The organism is Streptomyces sp. NPDC093586, assembly GCF_044764905.1.
Classification (GTDB): domain Bacteria; phylum Actinomycetota; class Actinomycetes; order Streptomycetales; family Streptomycetaceae; genus Streptomyces.
Map to the genome: position 1 here is coordinate 60556 of NZ_JBIWJA010000032.1, position 14622 is coordinate 75177.

A 14622-nucleotide genomic window follows, 5' to 3' on the forward strand; every position below is an offset into this window, starting at 1 on the left:
AGGTTGGTAGCGGTGGGGGGCCTGCTGTCCGGACGCGGTCCCCATGACGAGGGCGGCGACGAGGCCGACACGCGACGCGCCTCTGCACAGCGGGAGGACAGGGAGCCGTGGCGGAAACCGCGTACGGGGAGTGGACGTCCGAGGCCGGGAGCGCCGGGCGGTCCGCCGGCGGGCGCGTGGAGGGCGAGACGGCTCCCCGGGCGCGCGCCGTGCCCGAGGGCGCACCGAAGCGACAGCCGGCGCGCGAGCCCGCGGCCCGTACCTACGCGCGCGCCCTGCCGATCGTGCCGGTCCGGGCCCGGGGTCTCACCATCGAGGGCGCGGACGGCCGGCGTTACCTGGACTGCGTCTCCGGCGCCGGGACGCTGGCCCTGGGCCACAACCACCCGGTCGTGCTGGAGGCCGTCCGCAAGGTGCTCGACTCCGGTGCCCCGCTCCAGGTCGTGAACCTCACCACCCCGGTGGAGAACGCCTTCGTCACCGAGCTGCTGCACACCCTGCCGCCCGGACTGGCCGACCGGGCGCGCGTGCGGTTCTGCGGACCGGCCGGCACGGACGCGGTCACCACCGCCGTCGGACTCGTCCGCGCCGCCACCGGACGGGACCGGGTGATCACCTTCACCGACGCCCACCGCGGCGCGGAGAGCGACGAGTCCGCGGCACCCGGCGTGCGGTCCATTCGCCTGCCGCACCCGCAGGACCACCGCTGCGCCTCCGGAGCCGATGACGAGCGCGGCGTCGAACTCGCCGCCCTGCGGGCCGAGTCCGTGCTCGACGACCACCGGCCGGAGCAGGAACCGCCCGCCGGGCTGATCGTCCGACCGGTGCACGGCGACGACGGAGTGGCACCCGCGCCCGACGCCTGGATGCGGCGTATCCGGCGGATCACGGCCGAGCGGTCCGTGCCGCTGATCGCCGACGAGACCGAGACGGGAGTCGGACGGACCGGAGCCTTCTGGGCCGTGGAACACAGCGGGATCATCCCGGACGTGCTCGTCCTCTCCAAGGCGATCGGCGGCAGCCTGCCGCTGGCCGCGGTGGTCCACCGCGACGACCTGCACGCGGGGGACTTCGGTGCCGGCGCCTTCCGCGGCAACCAACTCGCCCTGGCCGCGGGCACGGCGACCCTCGCCCATGTCCGCGCCCACCGGCTCGCCGAGCACGCCCGTGCCCTGGGTGCCCGCATGCTGGCCCGACTGCGGGGCCTGGCCGAGGAGTTCACCTGCGTCGGTGACGTGCGCGGGCGGGGACTGATGATCGGGATCGAGCTGGTGGCGGCGGACGGCGGGCACGGCACCGGTGCCGCCACCACCGCGCCGGGCCGCGCCGCCCCGGAGACGGCCGCCGCCGTCCAGCGGGAGTGCCTGCGACGCGGGCTCATCGTGGACCGCGCGGGCCCGTCCGCGAGCGTCGTACGGCTCCTTCCGCCGCTGATCATCACCGAGGAACAGGCGACGGCGGTACTGGACCGGCTGGCCGACGCGGTCCAGGCGGTGGCGGCGGCTCCGCCACCCGGTACCGGCCGCGCCCCGTCCCGCAGGCCGGACGCTCCTGGCTGAGCCCTGCCCCCCACGACGCCGCCCCCCACCGCACGTCACCGAGGACCCACGTTGCACACCACTCCCGCGCCCGAACCCACCACCGCCTCCGTCCCCGGGCCCCAGGGCCACACGGACCTGGACCGCCCGGACCACTCCGTCTCCCGTCGTCCGGCCACGGAGCGCCCGGTACCGGACGGTCAGGCCCCGGACTGCTCGGGTCCGGAGACTCCCGATCCCGATCCGCACAGCACCGCCCAGGCCGCGGCCGTGGAAAACCTGCTGCGCTGCTGGACCCGTGAGGCCGGCCTGCCGCCGCCGGACGACGGCCTCCTGCGCATTCCGCTGCCCGCCAGCGGCACCGCCCTGATCGTCCCCGTCCTCTACTGGTCCCCGACCGGCCGGCACCGCTTCGGTCCCGCGCGCCTGGCCGGAACCTCCGCGTCCGCACCGCCGGCGGACGCGGCGACGGTCGCCGCGCTCCTCGCGAGGGAGACGGCCGGGGACGCGGGCGCCCACGGCACCGACCTCGTCGCGCGCGTGGCCGACTCCGTCCGCCGCACCGCCGTCTTCCTCCGCGACCGCCAAGAACACCCCGGCGACGGTCCCGACCTCTTCCTCACCGCCGAACAGGCCCTCCTCCTCGGCCACCCCCACCACCCGACCCCGAAGAGCCGCGAGGGACTCACCGACTCCGAGGCCCTGCTGTACTCACCCGAACTGCGGGGCTCCTTCCCCCTGCACTGGCTGGCCGTCGCGCCCTGCGTGCTCGCCACCGACTCGGCCTGGACCGAACGCGGGCGCCCGGTCGCCGCGGCCGGGCTCACCGCACGCCTCGCCGGAACGGGCCTGGCGCTACCGGCCGGCCACGCGGCCCTGCCCCTGCACCCCTGGCAGTTCCGCGAGGTCCGGCACCGGCCCGAGACCCGGGCCCTGCTGGACGCCGGACTGCTCCGGGACCTCGGTCCGCACGGCGACCCCTGGCACCCCACGTCCTCCCTGCGAACCGTGTACCGAAGCGGTGCTCCCGCCATGCTCAAGCTGTCCCTGGCACTGCACATCACCAACTCCTGCCGGGAGAACCTCCGCAAGGAACTCCACCGCGGCGTCGAGGTCCACCGTCTGCTGCGCGCCGGCCTGTCCCGGCGCTGGCGGGCCGCGCACCCGGACTTCGACATCGTCCGCGACCCGGCCTGGATCGCCGTCGACGGACCGGACGGCACGCCCGTGCGGGGGCTCGACGCCGTCATCCGGCACAACCCGTTCCGCCCCTCGGACGACGTCTCATGCGTCGCCGCACTCGTCGCCCCAGGCCCGCCCCGACCGGCCGGCGGCGCGAGCGGGAACGGACCCGCCGCGAACTCCCGGCTCGGCGAGGCCGTCACCCGTCTCGCCCGGCGGACCGGCCGCCCGCGAGGCGCGGTCGCCGCCGAGTGGTTCCTGCGGTACCTCGAACACGTCGTCCGCCCGGTGCTGTGGCTGGACGCGGAGGCCGGCATCGCCCTGGAGGCCCACCAGCAGAACACCCTGCTCCTGCTGGATGCCGACGGCTGGCCCGCCGGCGGCCGCTACCGCGACAACCAGGGTTACTACTTCCGCGAGTCCCGCCGCGCGGAACTGGACGCCCGGCTGCCCGGCATCGGCACCCGCAGTGACACGTTCGTCTCCGACGAGGTCACCGACGAGCGGTTCGCCTACTACCTCGCCATCAACAACGTGTTCGGGCTCGTCGGAGCCCTCGGCTCCCAGCGCCTCGCCGACGAACGGCTGCTGCTCGCCGCCTTCCGCCGCTTCCTCGGCCGGCTCGCCTCGGGCCCGGCCCCCCTGCGCAGCACGCTGCCCGCCCGGCTGCTCGACTCGCCCGTCCTGCGCTGCAAGGCCAACCTGCTGACCCGGCTCCACGGCCTCGACGAACTCGTCGGCCCGGTCGACACCCAGTCCGTCTACGTCACGATCGCCAACCCCCTGCACTCCTGAAACCCGACGACCACGCCCGACCACGCCTCCCGAAAAGAGCGACACCGTGGCTTCCACCGACGCGAGCGCCGACGCCCCCACCGCCCCTGCCGACCTCGGCACCGACCCGGAACCCGGCACGGACGAGGACGACACCCTGGACCTGCAGCTGCCCGAGGAGTTCGTCACCCTCTTCCGGGAACAGCCGGCCGCTCCAGGTCCGGACGCGGGCGACGACCTGCTCGACCGTGTCGTCGACTGGGGTCCGACCGCCACCCCCGCGGGGCTGTTCCGGCTGGTGCCCGTCCGGGTCGACCGGGACGCCGCGCTCGTCGGCCGCTGGATGAACGACCCCGCCGTCGCCTCTTTCTGGGAGCTGGCCGGGCCGCAGAGCGTGACCGAGGACCACCTACGGGCCCAGCTCACCGGCGACGGACGCAGTGTTCCGTGCCTCGGCCTGCTGGAGGGGACGCCGATGAGCTACTGGGAGATCTACCGGGCCGACCTCGACCCGCTGGCCCGCTACTGTCCCGTCCGACCGCACGACACGGGCATCCACCTCCTCATCGGCGACGCCGCCGACCGCGGGCGGGGCCTCGGCACCACCCTGATCAGGGCCGTGGCCGACCTCGTCCTCACCCGGCGGGCCGCCTGCACACGCGTTCTCGCCGAACCCGACGTGCGCAACGCCCCGTCCGTCGAGGCCTTCCTGAAGGCCGGGTTCCAGCTCGCCGCCGAGGTCGACCTGCCGACCAAGCGGGCCGCCCTCATGGTCCGGGACCGGTGCGCGCGAGAGGTGTCCTAGGCCCCGCCCACCCCGTCCCCGCCTGCCGAGGAGCCCGCCTTGCCCCCGCCCTCCCCCCGGTCTCTCGTGTCCCTGCCGCCTGCCGCGCTCACCCGTTTGTCAGTCCCGGGCCGTAGGGTGGTCGGGCTATGACGAAGCCCTCACTCCCCGAACTCCTGCACGCCGCCGTCACCGCCGTCGGCGGTACGGAGCGTCCCGGTCAGGTGACCATGGCCGAAGCCGTCGCGGAAGCGATCGACAGCGGTTCCCATCTGCTGGTCCAGGCCGGCACCGGCACCGGCAAGTCGCTCGGCTACCTGGTGCCCGCGCTGGCGCACGGGGAGCGCGTCGTCGTGGCCACCGCGACGCTGGCCCTGCAGCGCCAGCTCGTGGAGCGGGACCTGCCGCGCACGGTCGACGCCCTGCACCCGCAGCTGCGCCGTCGCCCGGAGTTCGCGATGCTCAAGGGCCGGTCGAACTACCTGTGCCTGCACCGGCTCCACGAGGGCGTTCCGCAGGACGAGGAGGAGGGCCTGTTCGACCAGTTCGAGGCCGCCGCCCCCACCAGCAAGCTGGGCCAGGACCTGCTGCGGATGCGGGACTGGGCGGACGAGACGGAGACGGGCGACCGCGACGACCTCACGCCCGGCGTCTCCGACCGGGCCTGGTCGCAGGTGTCGGTGTCCTCGCGGGAGTGCCTGGGCGCCTCGAAGTGCGCCTACGGCGCGGAGTGCTTCGCGGAGATGGCCCGGGAGCGCGCCAAGCTCGCGCAGGTCGTCGTCACCAACCACGCGCTGCTCGCGATCGACGCCATCGAGGGCGCGCCGGTGCTGCCGCAGCACGAGGTGCTGATCGTCGACGAGGCGCACGAGCTGGTGTCCCGGGTCACCGGAGTGGCCACCGGCGAGCTCACTCCCGGCCAGGTCAACCGGGCGGTGCGGCGGGCGGCGAAGCTCGTCGACGAGAAGGCCGCCGACCAGCTCCAGACGGCCGCGGAGGGCTTCGAGCGGCTGATGGAACTGGCCCTGCCCGGCCGGCTCGAGGAGATCCCGGAGGACCTCGGCTACGCCCTGATGGCGCTGCGCGACGCCTGCCGTACGGTCATCTCCGCGATCGGCGCCACGAAGGACAGGTCCGTGCAGGACGAGGACGCGGTCCGCAAGCAGGCCCTGGCCTCGGTGGAGTCCGTCCACGACGTGGCGGAGCGGATCACGAACGGCTCCGAGTGGGACGTCGTCTGGTACGAGCGCCATGACCGCTTCGGTGCGTCCCTGCGCGTCGCACCCATGTCTGTCTCGGGCCTGCTCCGCGAGAAGCTCTTCACCGACCGCTCCGTCGTGCTGACCTCGGCGACGCTGAAGCTCGGCGGCGACTTCAACGGTGTCGGCGCCTCGCTCGGTCTCGCCCCCGAGGGCACGGAGGGCGACGACGTCCCCCAGTGGAAGGGCGTCGACGTCGGCTCGCCCTTCGACTACCGCAAGCAGGGCATCCTGTACGTCGCCAAGCACCTGGCCCGGCCCGCGCGGGACGGCGACCGCGGTGACATGCTCGACGAGCTCACGGAACTGATCCAGGCGGCCGGCGGTCGCACGCTGGGCCTGTTCTCCTCGATGCGGGCGGCCCAGCTGGCCGCCGAGGAGCTGCGTTCCCGCATCCCCGAGTACCCGATCCTCCTCCAGGGCGAGGAGACGCTCGGCGAGCTGATCAAGAATTTCGCCGCCGATCCGAAGACCTGTCTGTTCGGCACGCTGTCCCTGTGGCAGGGCGTGGACGTCCCCGGCCCCAGCTGCCAGCTGGTCGTCATGGACAAGATCCCGTTCCCGCGCCCGGACGACCCTCTGATGAGCGCCCGCCAGAAGGCGGTCGAGGAGGCCGGGGGCAACGGCTTCATGGCGGTCGCCGCCACGCATGCCGCGCTGCTCATGGCGCAGGGCGCCGGCCGCCTCGTCCGGGCGTCGGGCGACCGCGGTGTGGTCGCCGTGCTGGACCAGCGGCTGGCCACGGCCCGGTACGGGAGTTATCTGAAAGCGTCACTGCCCGACTTCTGGTTCACCACGGACCGTAACCAGGTGCGCAAGTCGCTGGCCGCCATCGACGCGGCGGCGCGGCAGTCGGAAAACGGCTGAGGAGGCCCGGACAGCGCGGGGCCCCGGAACCGGCGCAGAGGTTCCGGGGCCCGGTCGGGGCCGGCGGGTCGCTGTCGTGCAGGACCCGCCCGGCGTGGCGCTCAGACGCGGCGCAGTACGGCCACCACCTTGCCGAGGATGGTCGCGTCGTCTCCCGGGATGGGCTCGTACGCCGAGTTGTGCGGGAGGAGCCAGACGTGCCCGTCCTCGCGCTTGAAGCGCTTGACGGTGGCTTCGCCGTCGAGCATCGCGGCCACGATGTCGCCGTTCTCGGCGACCGGCTGGCGGCGGACCGTGACCCAGTCGCCGTCGCAGATGGCGGCCTCGATCATCGAGTCGCCGACGACCTTCAGGACGAAGAGTTCGCCGTCTCCGACCAGCTGCCGGGGCAGCGGGAAGACGTCCTCCACGGACTCCTCGGCGAGGATCGGGCCACCGGCGGCGATGCGCCCGACGAGTGGGACGTAGGACGCGGCGGGCTTGCCGGCGGTGTCCGCGGGCGGCACGGCGGCGGCCTGGTCGGAGCCGCGCACCTCGTAGGCGCGCGGGCGGTGCGGGTCGCGGCGCAGGAAGCCCTTGCGCTCCAGTGCCATCAGCTGGTGTGCGACGGAGGAAGTGCTGGAGAGGCCGACGGCCTGGCCGATCTCCCGCATCGACGGCGGGTAGCCCCGCCGCTGCACGGAGTCCCGGATGACCTCGATCACCCGGCGCTGGCGGTCGGTGAGTCCCGAGCTGTCCGCCCGGATGCCGGGAGGTCGGCCCGGCAGGGAGCGCTTGGTCCCCTCGGGATTCATGGTGTCGCTCATCGCGTGCACCGGCTCAGGTCGGCCCTGGGAGCGGTCCTGGGCGGTGATGGTGGCACTGTCGGCAGTGGTGGTCACGTCGGCCCCTCTCGATGGTCTCCCTGCTGCACAACGGTAGTGGCTTCGAAAGGTTGCGCCAAACACACGTTCGAGTGAAAAAACGCGAATCGCCCGCCCCTGAAGGGGGACTGGGTGTATGGCCATCGCGGCGTCCGGTTGTCCGCGCCCGGCGGGCGGAAGGGCCTCTTGCTGTACCCTCGCCGCCGGACGGCGCCCTCGTCGGCCGCCGCCCCAGTCTGTCACCGGGCGCCCCGTCCGACGGGGGCCCGCGCCCATCTGCGCGGTAGCCGCACGGCCCCTCCCCGCGGCGCTCACCGCATCTCCGCATGCGGCGGGACGGCGCACGCCCGCGTGCGGCCCCGCGTCACGGAGGGTCCCGCGGCTGCGGGCGCGACACGCGTGCCGAGCGTGAATGTATGAGTCAAGCACCACATGTAGTGGTTGGATTACGGGAGCGGCCCACAAGTTGTGGTGACCCTGGTCTTCGAGCCCGCTGTGATCGCCTATGCTTGGGGCTGCTTCGAGGGGCCCGAAGGGTCTCGTGAGGCTATTTCGAGTCTGCTGTGAGGAGGGTTGGGAGTTCATGCACTGCCCCTTCTGCAGGCATCCCGACAGCCGCGTCGTCGACAGCCGTACGACCGACGACGGTACGTCGATCCGCAGGCGCCGCCAGTGCCCCGACTGCTCCCGTCGTTTCACGACCGTGGAGACGTGCTCGCTCATGGTGGTGAAGCGGTCCGGGGTCACCGAGCCGTTCAGCCGAACCAAGATCATCAACGGTGTGCGCAAGGCCTGCCAGGGCCGGCCCGTCACCGAGGACGCGCTCGCCCAGCTCGGTCAGCGGGTCGAGGAGGCGGTGCGGGCCACCGGGAGCGCCGAGCTGACCACCCACGACGTGGGACTGGCCATACTCGGCCCGTTGCAGGAGCTCGACCTCGTCGCCTATCTGCGGTTCGCCTCGGTCTACCGGGCGTTCGACTCGCTCGAGGACTTCGAGGCCGCGATCGCGGAGCTGAGGGAGGCGACGGGGCTTCCCGGCGAAGACGGCGACGAGGCCGGCGCGGGGAGCCAGGAAGACGACCGCGGGCCCACGGGGACGGCACAGGTCCCCGAACCCGCAGGCGCCGCCGACTGACCGGCGGCCGGACCCGGACGCAGGAACCGGGCCCGGCGGGCGGCGGCGAGTGAGAAAGACCTGTCGCGGGCGGAGTCACAGGGGCCCGCGACACCAGACAGAACACCGTGCCACGGAAACAATCGGGGCACTTCAGGGCGTTTTCGCCCGTATATGGGAGGCGGCATGACAGAGACGGCGAGCGGTCCGGCACGGAGCTCCCGCGCCAAGGGCACCAAGGCGGGCAAGGGACTCCGTATCGAGCGCGTCCACACCACTCCCGGGGTCCACCCCTACGACGAGGTGGCCTGGGAGCGTCGTGACGTCGTCATGACCAACTGGCGCGACGGCTCGGTCAACTTCGAGCAGCGCGGCGTCGAGTTCCCCGACTTCTGGTCGGTGAACGCGGTCAACATCGTCACCAGCAAGTACTTCCGCGGTGCCGTCGGCACCCCGCAGCGCGAGGTGAGCCTGAAGCAGCTCATCGACCGCATCGTGAAGACGTACCGGAAGGCCGGTGAGGACCACAAGTACTTCGCCTCGCCCGCCGACGCCGAGATCTTCGAGCACGAGCTGGCCTACGCCCTCCTGCACCAGATCTTCAGCTTCAACAGCCCGGTCTGGTTCAACGTCGGCACGCCCCAGCCGCAGCAGGTCTCCGCCTGCTTCATCCTGTCCGTCGACGACTCCATGGAGTCGATCCTCGACTGGTACAAGGAAGAGGGCATGATCTTCAAGGGCGGCTCCGGCGCCGGCCTGAACCTCTCCCGCATCCGCTCCTCCAAGGAGCTGCTCTCCTCCGGCGGCAACGCCTCCGGCCCGGTCTCCTTCATGCGCGGCGCGGACGCCTCCGCCGGCACGATCAAGTCCGGTGGCGCCACCCGCCGCGCCGCCAAGATGGTCATCCTCGACGTCGACCACCCCGACGTGGAGAACTTCATCGAGACCAAGGTCAAGGAAGAGGAGAAGATCCGCGCCCTGCGCGACGCGGGCTTCGACATGGACCTGGGCGGCGACGACATCACGTCCGTCCAGTACCAGAACGCCAACAACTCGGTCCGCGTGAACGACGAGTTCATGAAGGCGGTCGAGCAGGGCGGCAAGTTCGGTCTGCGGGCCCGCATGACCGGTGAGGTCATCGAGGAGATCGAGGCCAAGTCCCTCTTCCGCAAGATGGCCGAGGCCGCCTGGGCCTGCGCCGACCCGGGCATCCAGTACGACGACACGATCAACCACTGGCACACCTGCCCGGAGTCCGGCCGGATCAACGGCTCGAACCCCTGCAGCGAGTACATGCACCTGGACAACACGTCCTGCAACCTGGCCTCGCTGAACCTGATGAAGTTCCTGAAGGACGACGGCAAGGGCAACCAGTCCTTCGAGACCGAGCGCTTCCAGAAGGTCGTCGAGCTGGTCATCACCGCGATGGACATCTCGATCTGCTTCGCGGACTTCCCGACCCAGAAGATCGGCGAGAACACCCGCGCCTTCCGTCAGCTCGGCATCGGCTACGCCAACCTCGGCGCCCTGCTGATGGCCACCGGCCACGCCTACGACTCCGACGGCGGCCGCGCCCTCGCCGGTGCCATCACCTCCCTGATGACGGGCACCGCCTACCGCCGCTCCGCCGAGCTCGCCGCGGTCGTCGGCCCGTACGACGGCTACGCCCGCAACGCGGACGCCCACCAGCGCGTCATGAAGCAGCACTCCGACGCCAACGGCACCGCCGTGCGCATGGACGACCTGGACACCCCGGTGTGGGCCGCCGCCACCGAGGCCTGGCAGGACGTGCTGCGCCTCGGCGAGAAGAACGGTTTCCGCAACTCGCAGGCGTCCGTGCTCGCCCCGACCGGCACCATCGGTCTGGCCATGTCCTGCGACACCACCGGTGTCGAGCCCGACCTCGCCCTGGTCAAGTTCAAGAAGCTCGTCGGCGGCGGCTCGATGCAGATCGTCAACGGCACCGTCCCGCAGGCCCTGCGCCGCCTGGGCTACCAGGAGGAGCAGATCGAGGCGATCGTCGCCCACATCGCCGAGAACGGCAACGTGATCGACGCCCCCGGCCTCAAGCCCGAGCACTACGAGGTGTTCGACTGCGCCATGGGCGAGCGTGCCATCTCCCCGATGGGCCACGTCCGCATGATGGCCGCGATCCAGCCCTGGATCTCCGGCGCCATCTCCAAGACGGTCAACATGCCGGAGACGGCGACCGTCGAGGAGGTCGAGGAGATCTACTTCGAGGCCTGGAAGCTCGGCGTCAAGGCGCTCGCGATCTACCGGGACAACTGCAAGGTCGGCCAGCCGCTCTCCGCGAAGACCAAAGAGAAGGAGAAGGCCGAGGTCACCGAGAAGGCCGAGGAGACGATCCGCGCCGCGGTCGAGAAGGTGGTCGAGTACCGCCCGGTCCGCAAGCGCCTCCCGAAGGGACGTCCCGGCATCACCACCTCGTTCACGGTCGGTGGCGCCGAGGGCTACATGACCGCCAACTCCTACCCGGACGACGGCCTCGGCGAGGTCTTCCTGAAGATGTCCAAGCAGGGCTCCACCCTCGCGGGCATGATGGACGCCTTCTCCATCGCGGTCTCCGTCGGCCTCCAGTACGGCGTGCCGCTGGAGACGTACGTCTCGAAGTTCACCAACATGCGCTTCGAGCCGGCCGGCATGACGGACGACCCGGACGTGCGGATGGCGCAGTCGATCGTCGACTACATCTTCCGCCGCCTGGCGCTGGACTTCCTGCCCTTCGAGACCCGCTCCGCCCTCGGCATCCACTCGGCCGAGGAGCGCCAGCGGCACCTGGAGACCGGTTCGTACGAGCCGTCCGACGACGAGGTCGACGTCGAGGGACTGGCCCAGTCGGCGCCGCGCGCCCAGGAGCTGAAGGCCGTCGCCACGCCGAAGGCCGAGGCCGAGGTGGTCAAGCCCGCTCCGAAGGAGGCGCACACCAGCGCCGAGCTGGTGGAGATGCAGCTGGGCATCCAGGCCGACGCCCCGCTGTGCTTCTCCTGCGGCACGAAGATGCAGCGGGCCGGTTCCTGCTACATCTGCGAGGGCTGCGGCTCGACCAGCGGCTGCAGCTGATCGGCATGACCCCGTGAGCAAGGGGCGTCGGCCCTCGGCCGACGCCCCTTGCCCATGCCGTCACCCGCAGGGGATCAGGGCCGGCGAGCCGCGCCCATGACGCCGGTGAACGTCGCCGGGTCGCCCTCGAAGCCGTGGACGCCGCCGCGGAACTCCCACGCCCCCGTCGCGTCCCGGACGAACTCCGCGACCGTCGCCGCCGTCGCCGCGGGGACACCGCCGAAGCCGTCCTCGGCCAGCACGGTGTAGCCCTCCCGGATGCGCAGGCCCGGGTTGGTCACGCCGCCGAAGGTCCGGTGCCCGGAGCGCTGCTGGATCACGACCCCGACCACCACGCGCGCGTACCGGGCGTCCAGCCGTTCCAGCTCCAGCGTCATGACCTCGTCGTAGCCGAAGCCCTTGCCGTCCTTGCTGTCCCGGTTCAGATAGATCGTGCCGTCGGGAGAGCGGCTGTCGAAGTGCACCACGTAGACGGGGTCCCCGTACGGATCGTCCGCCGGATATGTTCCGGCGACGACGTCCAGGTCGGCGGCCGGTGCTCCCGCCGGACTCGGATCCCAACGCAGCGCGACCTCGACCTTGCGGATCCCCTTGCTGAGGCCGTTCACAGACTTCCCCTTCCCCGGTCCTGCCTTGCCCCGCCACCCCAACTGCCGAACGACGCCGACAGGTTGTCCATCCTGCCATGCGCCAGGACGCCGCAGCGGAAGAGCGGTCCGCCGGAGAGCGACCGGTGCCGCCTCCCCTGGCCTTACCATGGCGCGGTGCTGGTCAAGTGGATTCGCTGCACCGTGGTCGACCGCCGCGGTTTCGAGCGGGGGCAGCGGAAGTGGGCGGGGCTTCCGGGGGAGCCGGGTTTTCGGGGACAGGGGGGTGGCTGGAGCCGGGGACGGCCGGACGTGGCACACATCTTCTCCTTCTGGGAGAGCAGGACCTTCTACGACTCCTTCATGGCACGCTCGCACGACCGGCTCGCCTCGGCCCAGGCGGGCACCTTCAAGGACGCCCAGGTCAGGCTCTTCGATCACCGGTTCGACGTGAAGACCGGCTTCGAACCGCGCTTCACGGACGCCGACCTGCTGCGGGTCGCCCTCTGCCGCGTCCACGAGGACCGGGCCGAGCACTACGTGCTGATGCAGGAGAAGGTCTGGAACCCCGCGATGGCCGGCTCGCCCGGCATGATCCGCGGCCTGTTCGGCGAGGCGCCCGGCAACGAATACCTGGTGCTGTCGATGTGGCGGTCGGCCGCCGAACACGGCAAGTACCGCACCGAGAGGGTGGAACGGCTCGCCCTGCGCGCCCAGACGGAGGCCGACATCGCGGCCCTCACGGGGGACATCGTGCAGCTGGAACCGTCCTGGACCGTGTGACCTGCGCCGTACGGGGCAGGCGCGAGTCCTCGGTTCCGCGTTCCACGATCTAGGGTTTCCGGCATGGCACGACCACGGCGCATCGTTCTCGTCCGGCACGGCGAGTCGACGGGCAACGTCGACGACTCCGTGTACGAGCGCGAACCCGACCACGCGCTCGCCCTGACCGAGCGGGGCTGGGCGGAGGCCGAGGAGACGGGCAGGAAGCTGCGCGAGGTGTTCGGCCGCGAGCGCGTCAGCGTGTACGTCTCCCCCTACCGCCGCACGCACGAGACGCTGCGGGCCTTCCACCTCGACCCCGAGCTCATACGGATACGGGAGGAACCCCGGCTGCGCGAGCAGGACTGGGGGAACTGGCAGGACCGCGACGACGTACGCCTGCAGAAGGCCTACCGCGACGCCTACGGCCACTTCTTCTACCGCTTCGCGCAGGGCGAGTCCGGCGCCGACGTCTACGACCGGGTCGGTGGCTTCCTGGAGAGCCTGTTCCGCAGCTTCGAGGACCCCGACCACCCGCCGAACGTCCTCCTGGTCACCCACGGACTGGCGATGCGTCTGTTCTGCATGCGGTGGTTCCACTGGACGGTCGCGGAGTTCGAGTCGCTGTCGAACCCCGGGAACGGAGAGGTCAGGATGCTCGTGCTGGGCGAGGACGGCAAGTACGCGCTGGACCGGCCCTTCGAGCGGTGGCGGGATCCGGAATCGTACGGAATGACGGGATAAGGTGGCAGGGCGATGACCGCTCATTCATCTCCTGACGAGTGCCTGGACCGGGCCCTGGCCAGCCTGCGCGGACTGTCGGTGGGGGACGCGCTGGGCTCACAGTTCCTCGTGCCCGCGAACTATCCGCTGCTGGGGCGCCGCGAGCTGCCGCCGGGGACCTGGCGGTGGACCGACGACACCGAGATGGCCGCCTCCGTGGTAGCCGTCCTGGCCGCCCACCACCGCATCGACCAGGACGCCCTGGCACGCTCCTTCGCCGAGCACCACGACGTCGACCGCGGCTATGGGCCGGCGGTCGACCGGCTGCTGCGGCAGGTCCGGGAGGGCGGTGACTGGCGCGAGCTCGCCGCCGCGCTCTTCAACGGCCAGGGGTCCTGGGGCAACGGTGCCGCGATGCGCATCGCCCCCCTGGGCGCCTGGTACGCGGACGACCCGGAGCAGGCGACGCACCAGGCCGAGATCTCGGCCTACCCCACGCACCAGCACCGCGAGGCGGTGGTCGGCGCCATGGCCGTCGCCGCCGCCGCCGCGCTGGCCGCGTCGGCCGACGGCCCGCCCGGGGCGCACGCGCTCCTCGACGGGGTGATCGCGCTGGTACCGAAGAGCGCCGTCGGCGCCGGGCTGCGCCGCGCCCGGGACATGCTCGACTACGGCGACGCGGCCACCGTCGCCGCCGTACTGGGCTGCGGCAGGCGTACGACCGCCCATGACACGGTCCCCTTCGCACTCTGGTCCGCCGCGCGGGCCCTCGACGACTACGCGCACGCCTTCTGGACGACCGCCCAGGTCGGCGGGGACGTGGACACGACCTGCGCGATCGTGGGCGGGGTGGTCGCCGCCGGCCGGGCGGGCGCGCCGCCGGCCGAGTGGGCGGCCCGCACCGAGGCGCTGCCGAGCTGGACGGCCGGCGCGGACAGGTCCGCAGGGTGACTCGTCGGCCCCTGGCCCGCCGCCCGGCGGGCCCGGGGGCGCCGCGTGACCCCCGACCCCCGGCCGGCGGCCCCGCCCCCCCGGGGCGGGCCCCTCCGGGGCCCCGCCCGGCCCGCGAGGGCCGGCCCGCCCCCCGC

At 72.3% G+C, this 14622-nt stretch carries 11 protein-coding genes; 9 read left to right on the plus strand and 2 right to left on the minus strand.

The window, feature by feature from the left end:
- Positions 1–107 precede the first annotated feature (107 nt).
- From ACIRFH_RS27575 to ACIRFH_RS27590, 4 genes are all read left to right on the plus strand, one after another.
- Positions 108–1559: an aminotransferase class III-fold pyridoxal phosphate-dependent enzyme gene (locus ACIRFH_RS27575; protein ID WP_403526250.1), complete on the plus strand. Its 1452-nt coding sequence runs from the start codon at positions 108–110 to the stop codon at positions 1557–1559.
- 51 nt (positions 1560–1610) lie between these two features.
- Positions 1611–3515: an IucA/IucC family protein gene (locus tag ACIRFH_RS27580; RefSeq protein WP_403526253.1), complete on the plus strand. Its 1905-nt coding sequence runs from the start codon at positions 1611–1613 to the stop codon at positions 3513–3515.
- Positions 3516–3561: 46 nt separating this feature from the next.
- Positions 3562–4299 (plus strand): GNAT family N-acetyltransferase, encoded by a 738-nt coding sequence (locus ACIRFH_RS27585; protein ID WP_403526256.1) that lies wholly within the window; start codon positions 3562–3564, stop codon positions 4297–4299.
- Positions 4300–4427: 128 nt separating this feature from the next.
- A complete protein-coding gene (locus tag ACIRFH_RS27590) occupies positions 4428–6404 on the plus strand; it encodes an ATP-dependent DNA helicase (RefSeq protein WP_403526259.1) in 1977 nt (658 codons plus the stop codon).
- A gap of 101 nt (positions 6405–6505) precedes the next feature.
- On the opposite strand, the gene lexA is transcribed toward ACIRFH_RS27590, so the two are convergent.
- A complete protein-coding gene (gene lexA / locus ACIRFH_RS27595; protein ID WP_403526262.1) occupies positions 6506–7285 on the minus strand; it encodes a transcriptional repressor LexA in 780 nt (259 codons plus the stop codon).
- Between the two features lie 565 nt (positions 7286–7850).
- Between lexA and nrdR the strand changes: the two genes are divergently transcribed.
- Positions 7851–8402 carry a transcriptional regulator NrdR gene (nrdR, locus tag ACIRFH_RS27600; protein WP_403526265.1) on the plus strand — a complete coding sequence of 184 codons (552 nt, stop codon included), beginning with the start codon at positions 7851–7853 and terminating at the stop codon, positions 8400–8402.
- A 165-nt stretch (positions 8403–8567) separates the two neighbouring features.
- Positions 8568–11462: a vitamin B12-dependent ribonucleotide reductase gene (locus ACIRFH_RS27605; protein ID WP_403526267.1), complete on the plus strand. Its 2895-nt coding sequence runs from the start codon at positions 8568–8570 to the stop codon at positions 11460–11462.
- Positions 11463–11536: 74 nt separating this feature from the next.
- Here the strand turns inward: ACIRFH_RS27605 and ACIRFH_RS27610 are convergent, their stop codons facing one another.
- Positions 11537–12070, minus strand: a complete 534-nt coding sequence (locus ACIRFH_RS27610) for a TerD family protein (RefSeq protein ID WP_403526270.1) — start codon at positions 12068–12070, stop codon at positions 11537–11539.
- Between the two features lie 156 nt (positions 12071–12226).
- On the opposite strand from ACIRFH_RS27610, the gene ACIRFH_RS27615 reads away from it, so the two are divergent.
- From ACIRFH_RS27615 to ACIRFH_RS27625, 3 genes are all read left to right on the plus strand, one after another.
- Positions 12227–12832, plus strand: a complete 606-nt coding sequence (locus tag ACIRFH_RS27615; RefSeq protein ID WP_403526273.1) for a YdbC family protein — start codon at positions 12227–12229, stop codon at positions 12830–12832.
- A 63-nt stretch (positions 12833–12895) separates the two neighbouring features.
- Positions 12896–13555 carry a histidine phosphatase family protein gene (locus ACIRFH_RS27620; RefSeq protein WP_403526276.1) on the plus strand — a complete coding sequence of 220 codons (660 nt, stop codon included), beginning with the start codon at positions 12896–12898 and terminating at the stop codon, positions 13553–13555.
- A 12-nt stretch (positions 13556–13567) separates the two neighbouring features.
- Entirely contained in the window at positions 13568–14485 is a 918-nt protein-coding gene (locus ACIRFH_RS27625) for an ADP-ribosylglycohydrolase family protein (RefSeq protein WP_403526279.1), read from the plus strand.
- Positions 14486–14622: the final 137 nt, after the last annotated feature.

Excerpts from the sequence above, each read along its gene's own strand:
- nrdR (WP_403526265.1), top strand. The coding sequence starts at position 7,851 with ATGCACTGCCCCTTCTGCAGGCATCCCGACAGCCGCGTCGTCGACAGC.
- ACIRFH_RS27590 (WP_403526259.1), top strand. The coding sequence starts at position 4,428 with ATGACGAAGCCCTCACTCCCCGAACTCCTGCACGCCGCCGTCACCGCC.
- ACIRFH_RS27620 (WP_403526276.1), top strand. The coding sequence starts at position 12,896 with ATGGCACGACCACGGCGCATCGTTCTCGTCCGGCACGGCGAGTCGACG.
- ACIRFH_RS27605 (WP_403526267.1), top strand. The coding sequence starts at position 8,568 with ATGACAGAGACGGCGAGCGGTCCGGCACGGAGCTCCCGCGCCAAGGGC.
- ACIRFH_RS27625 (WP_403526279.1), top strand. The coding sequence starts at position 13,568 with ATGACCGCTCATTCATCTCCTGACGAGTGCCTGGACCGGGCCCTGGCC.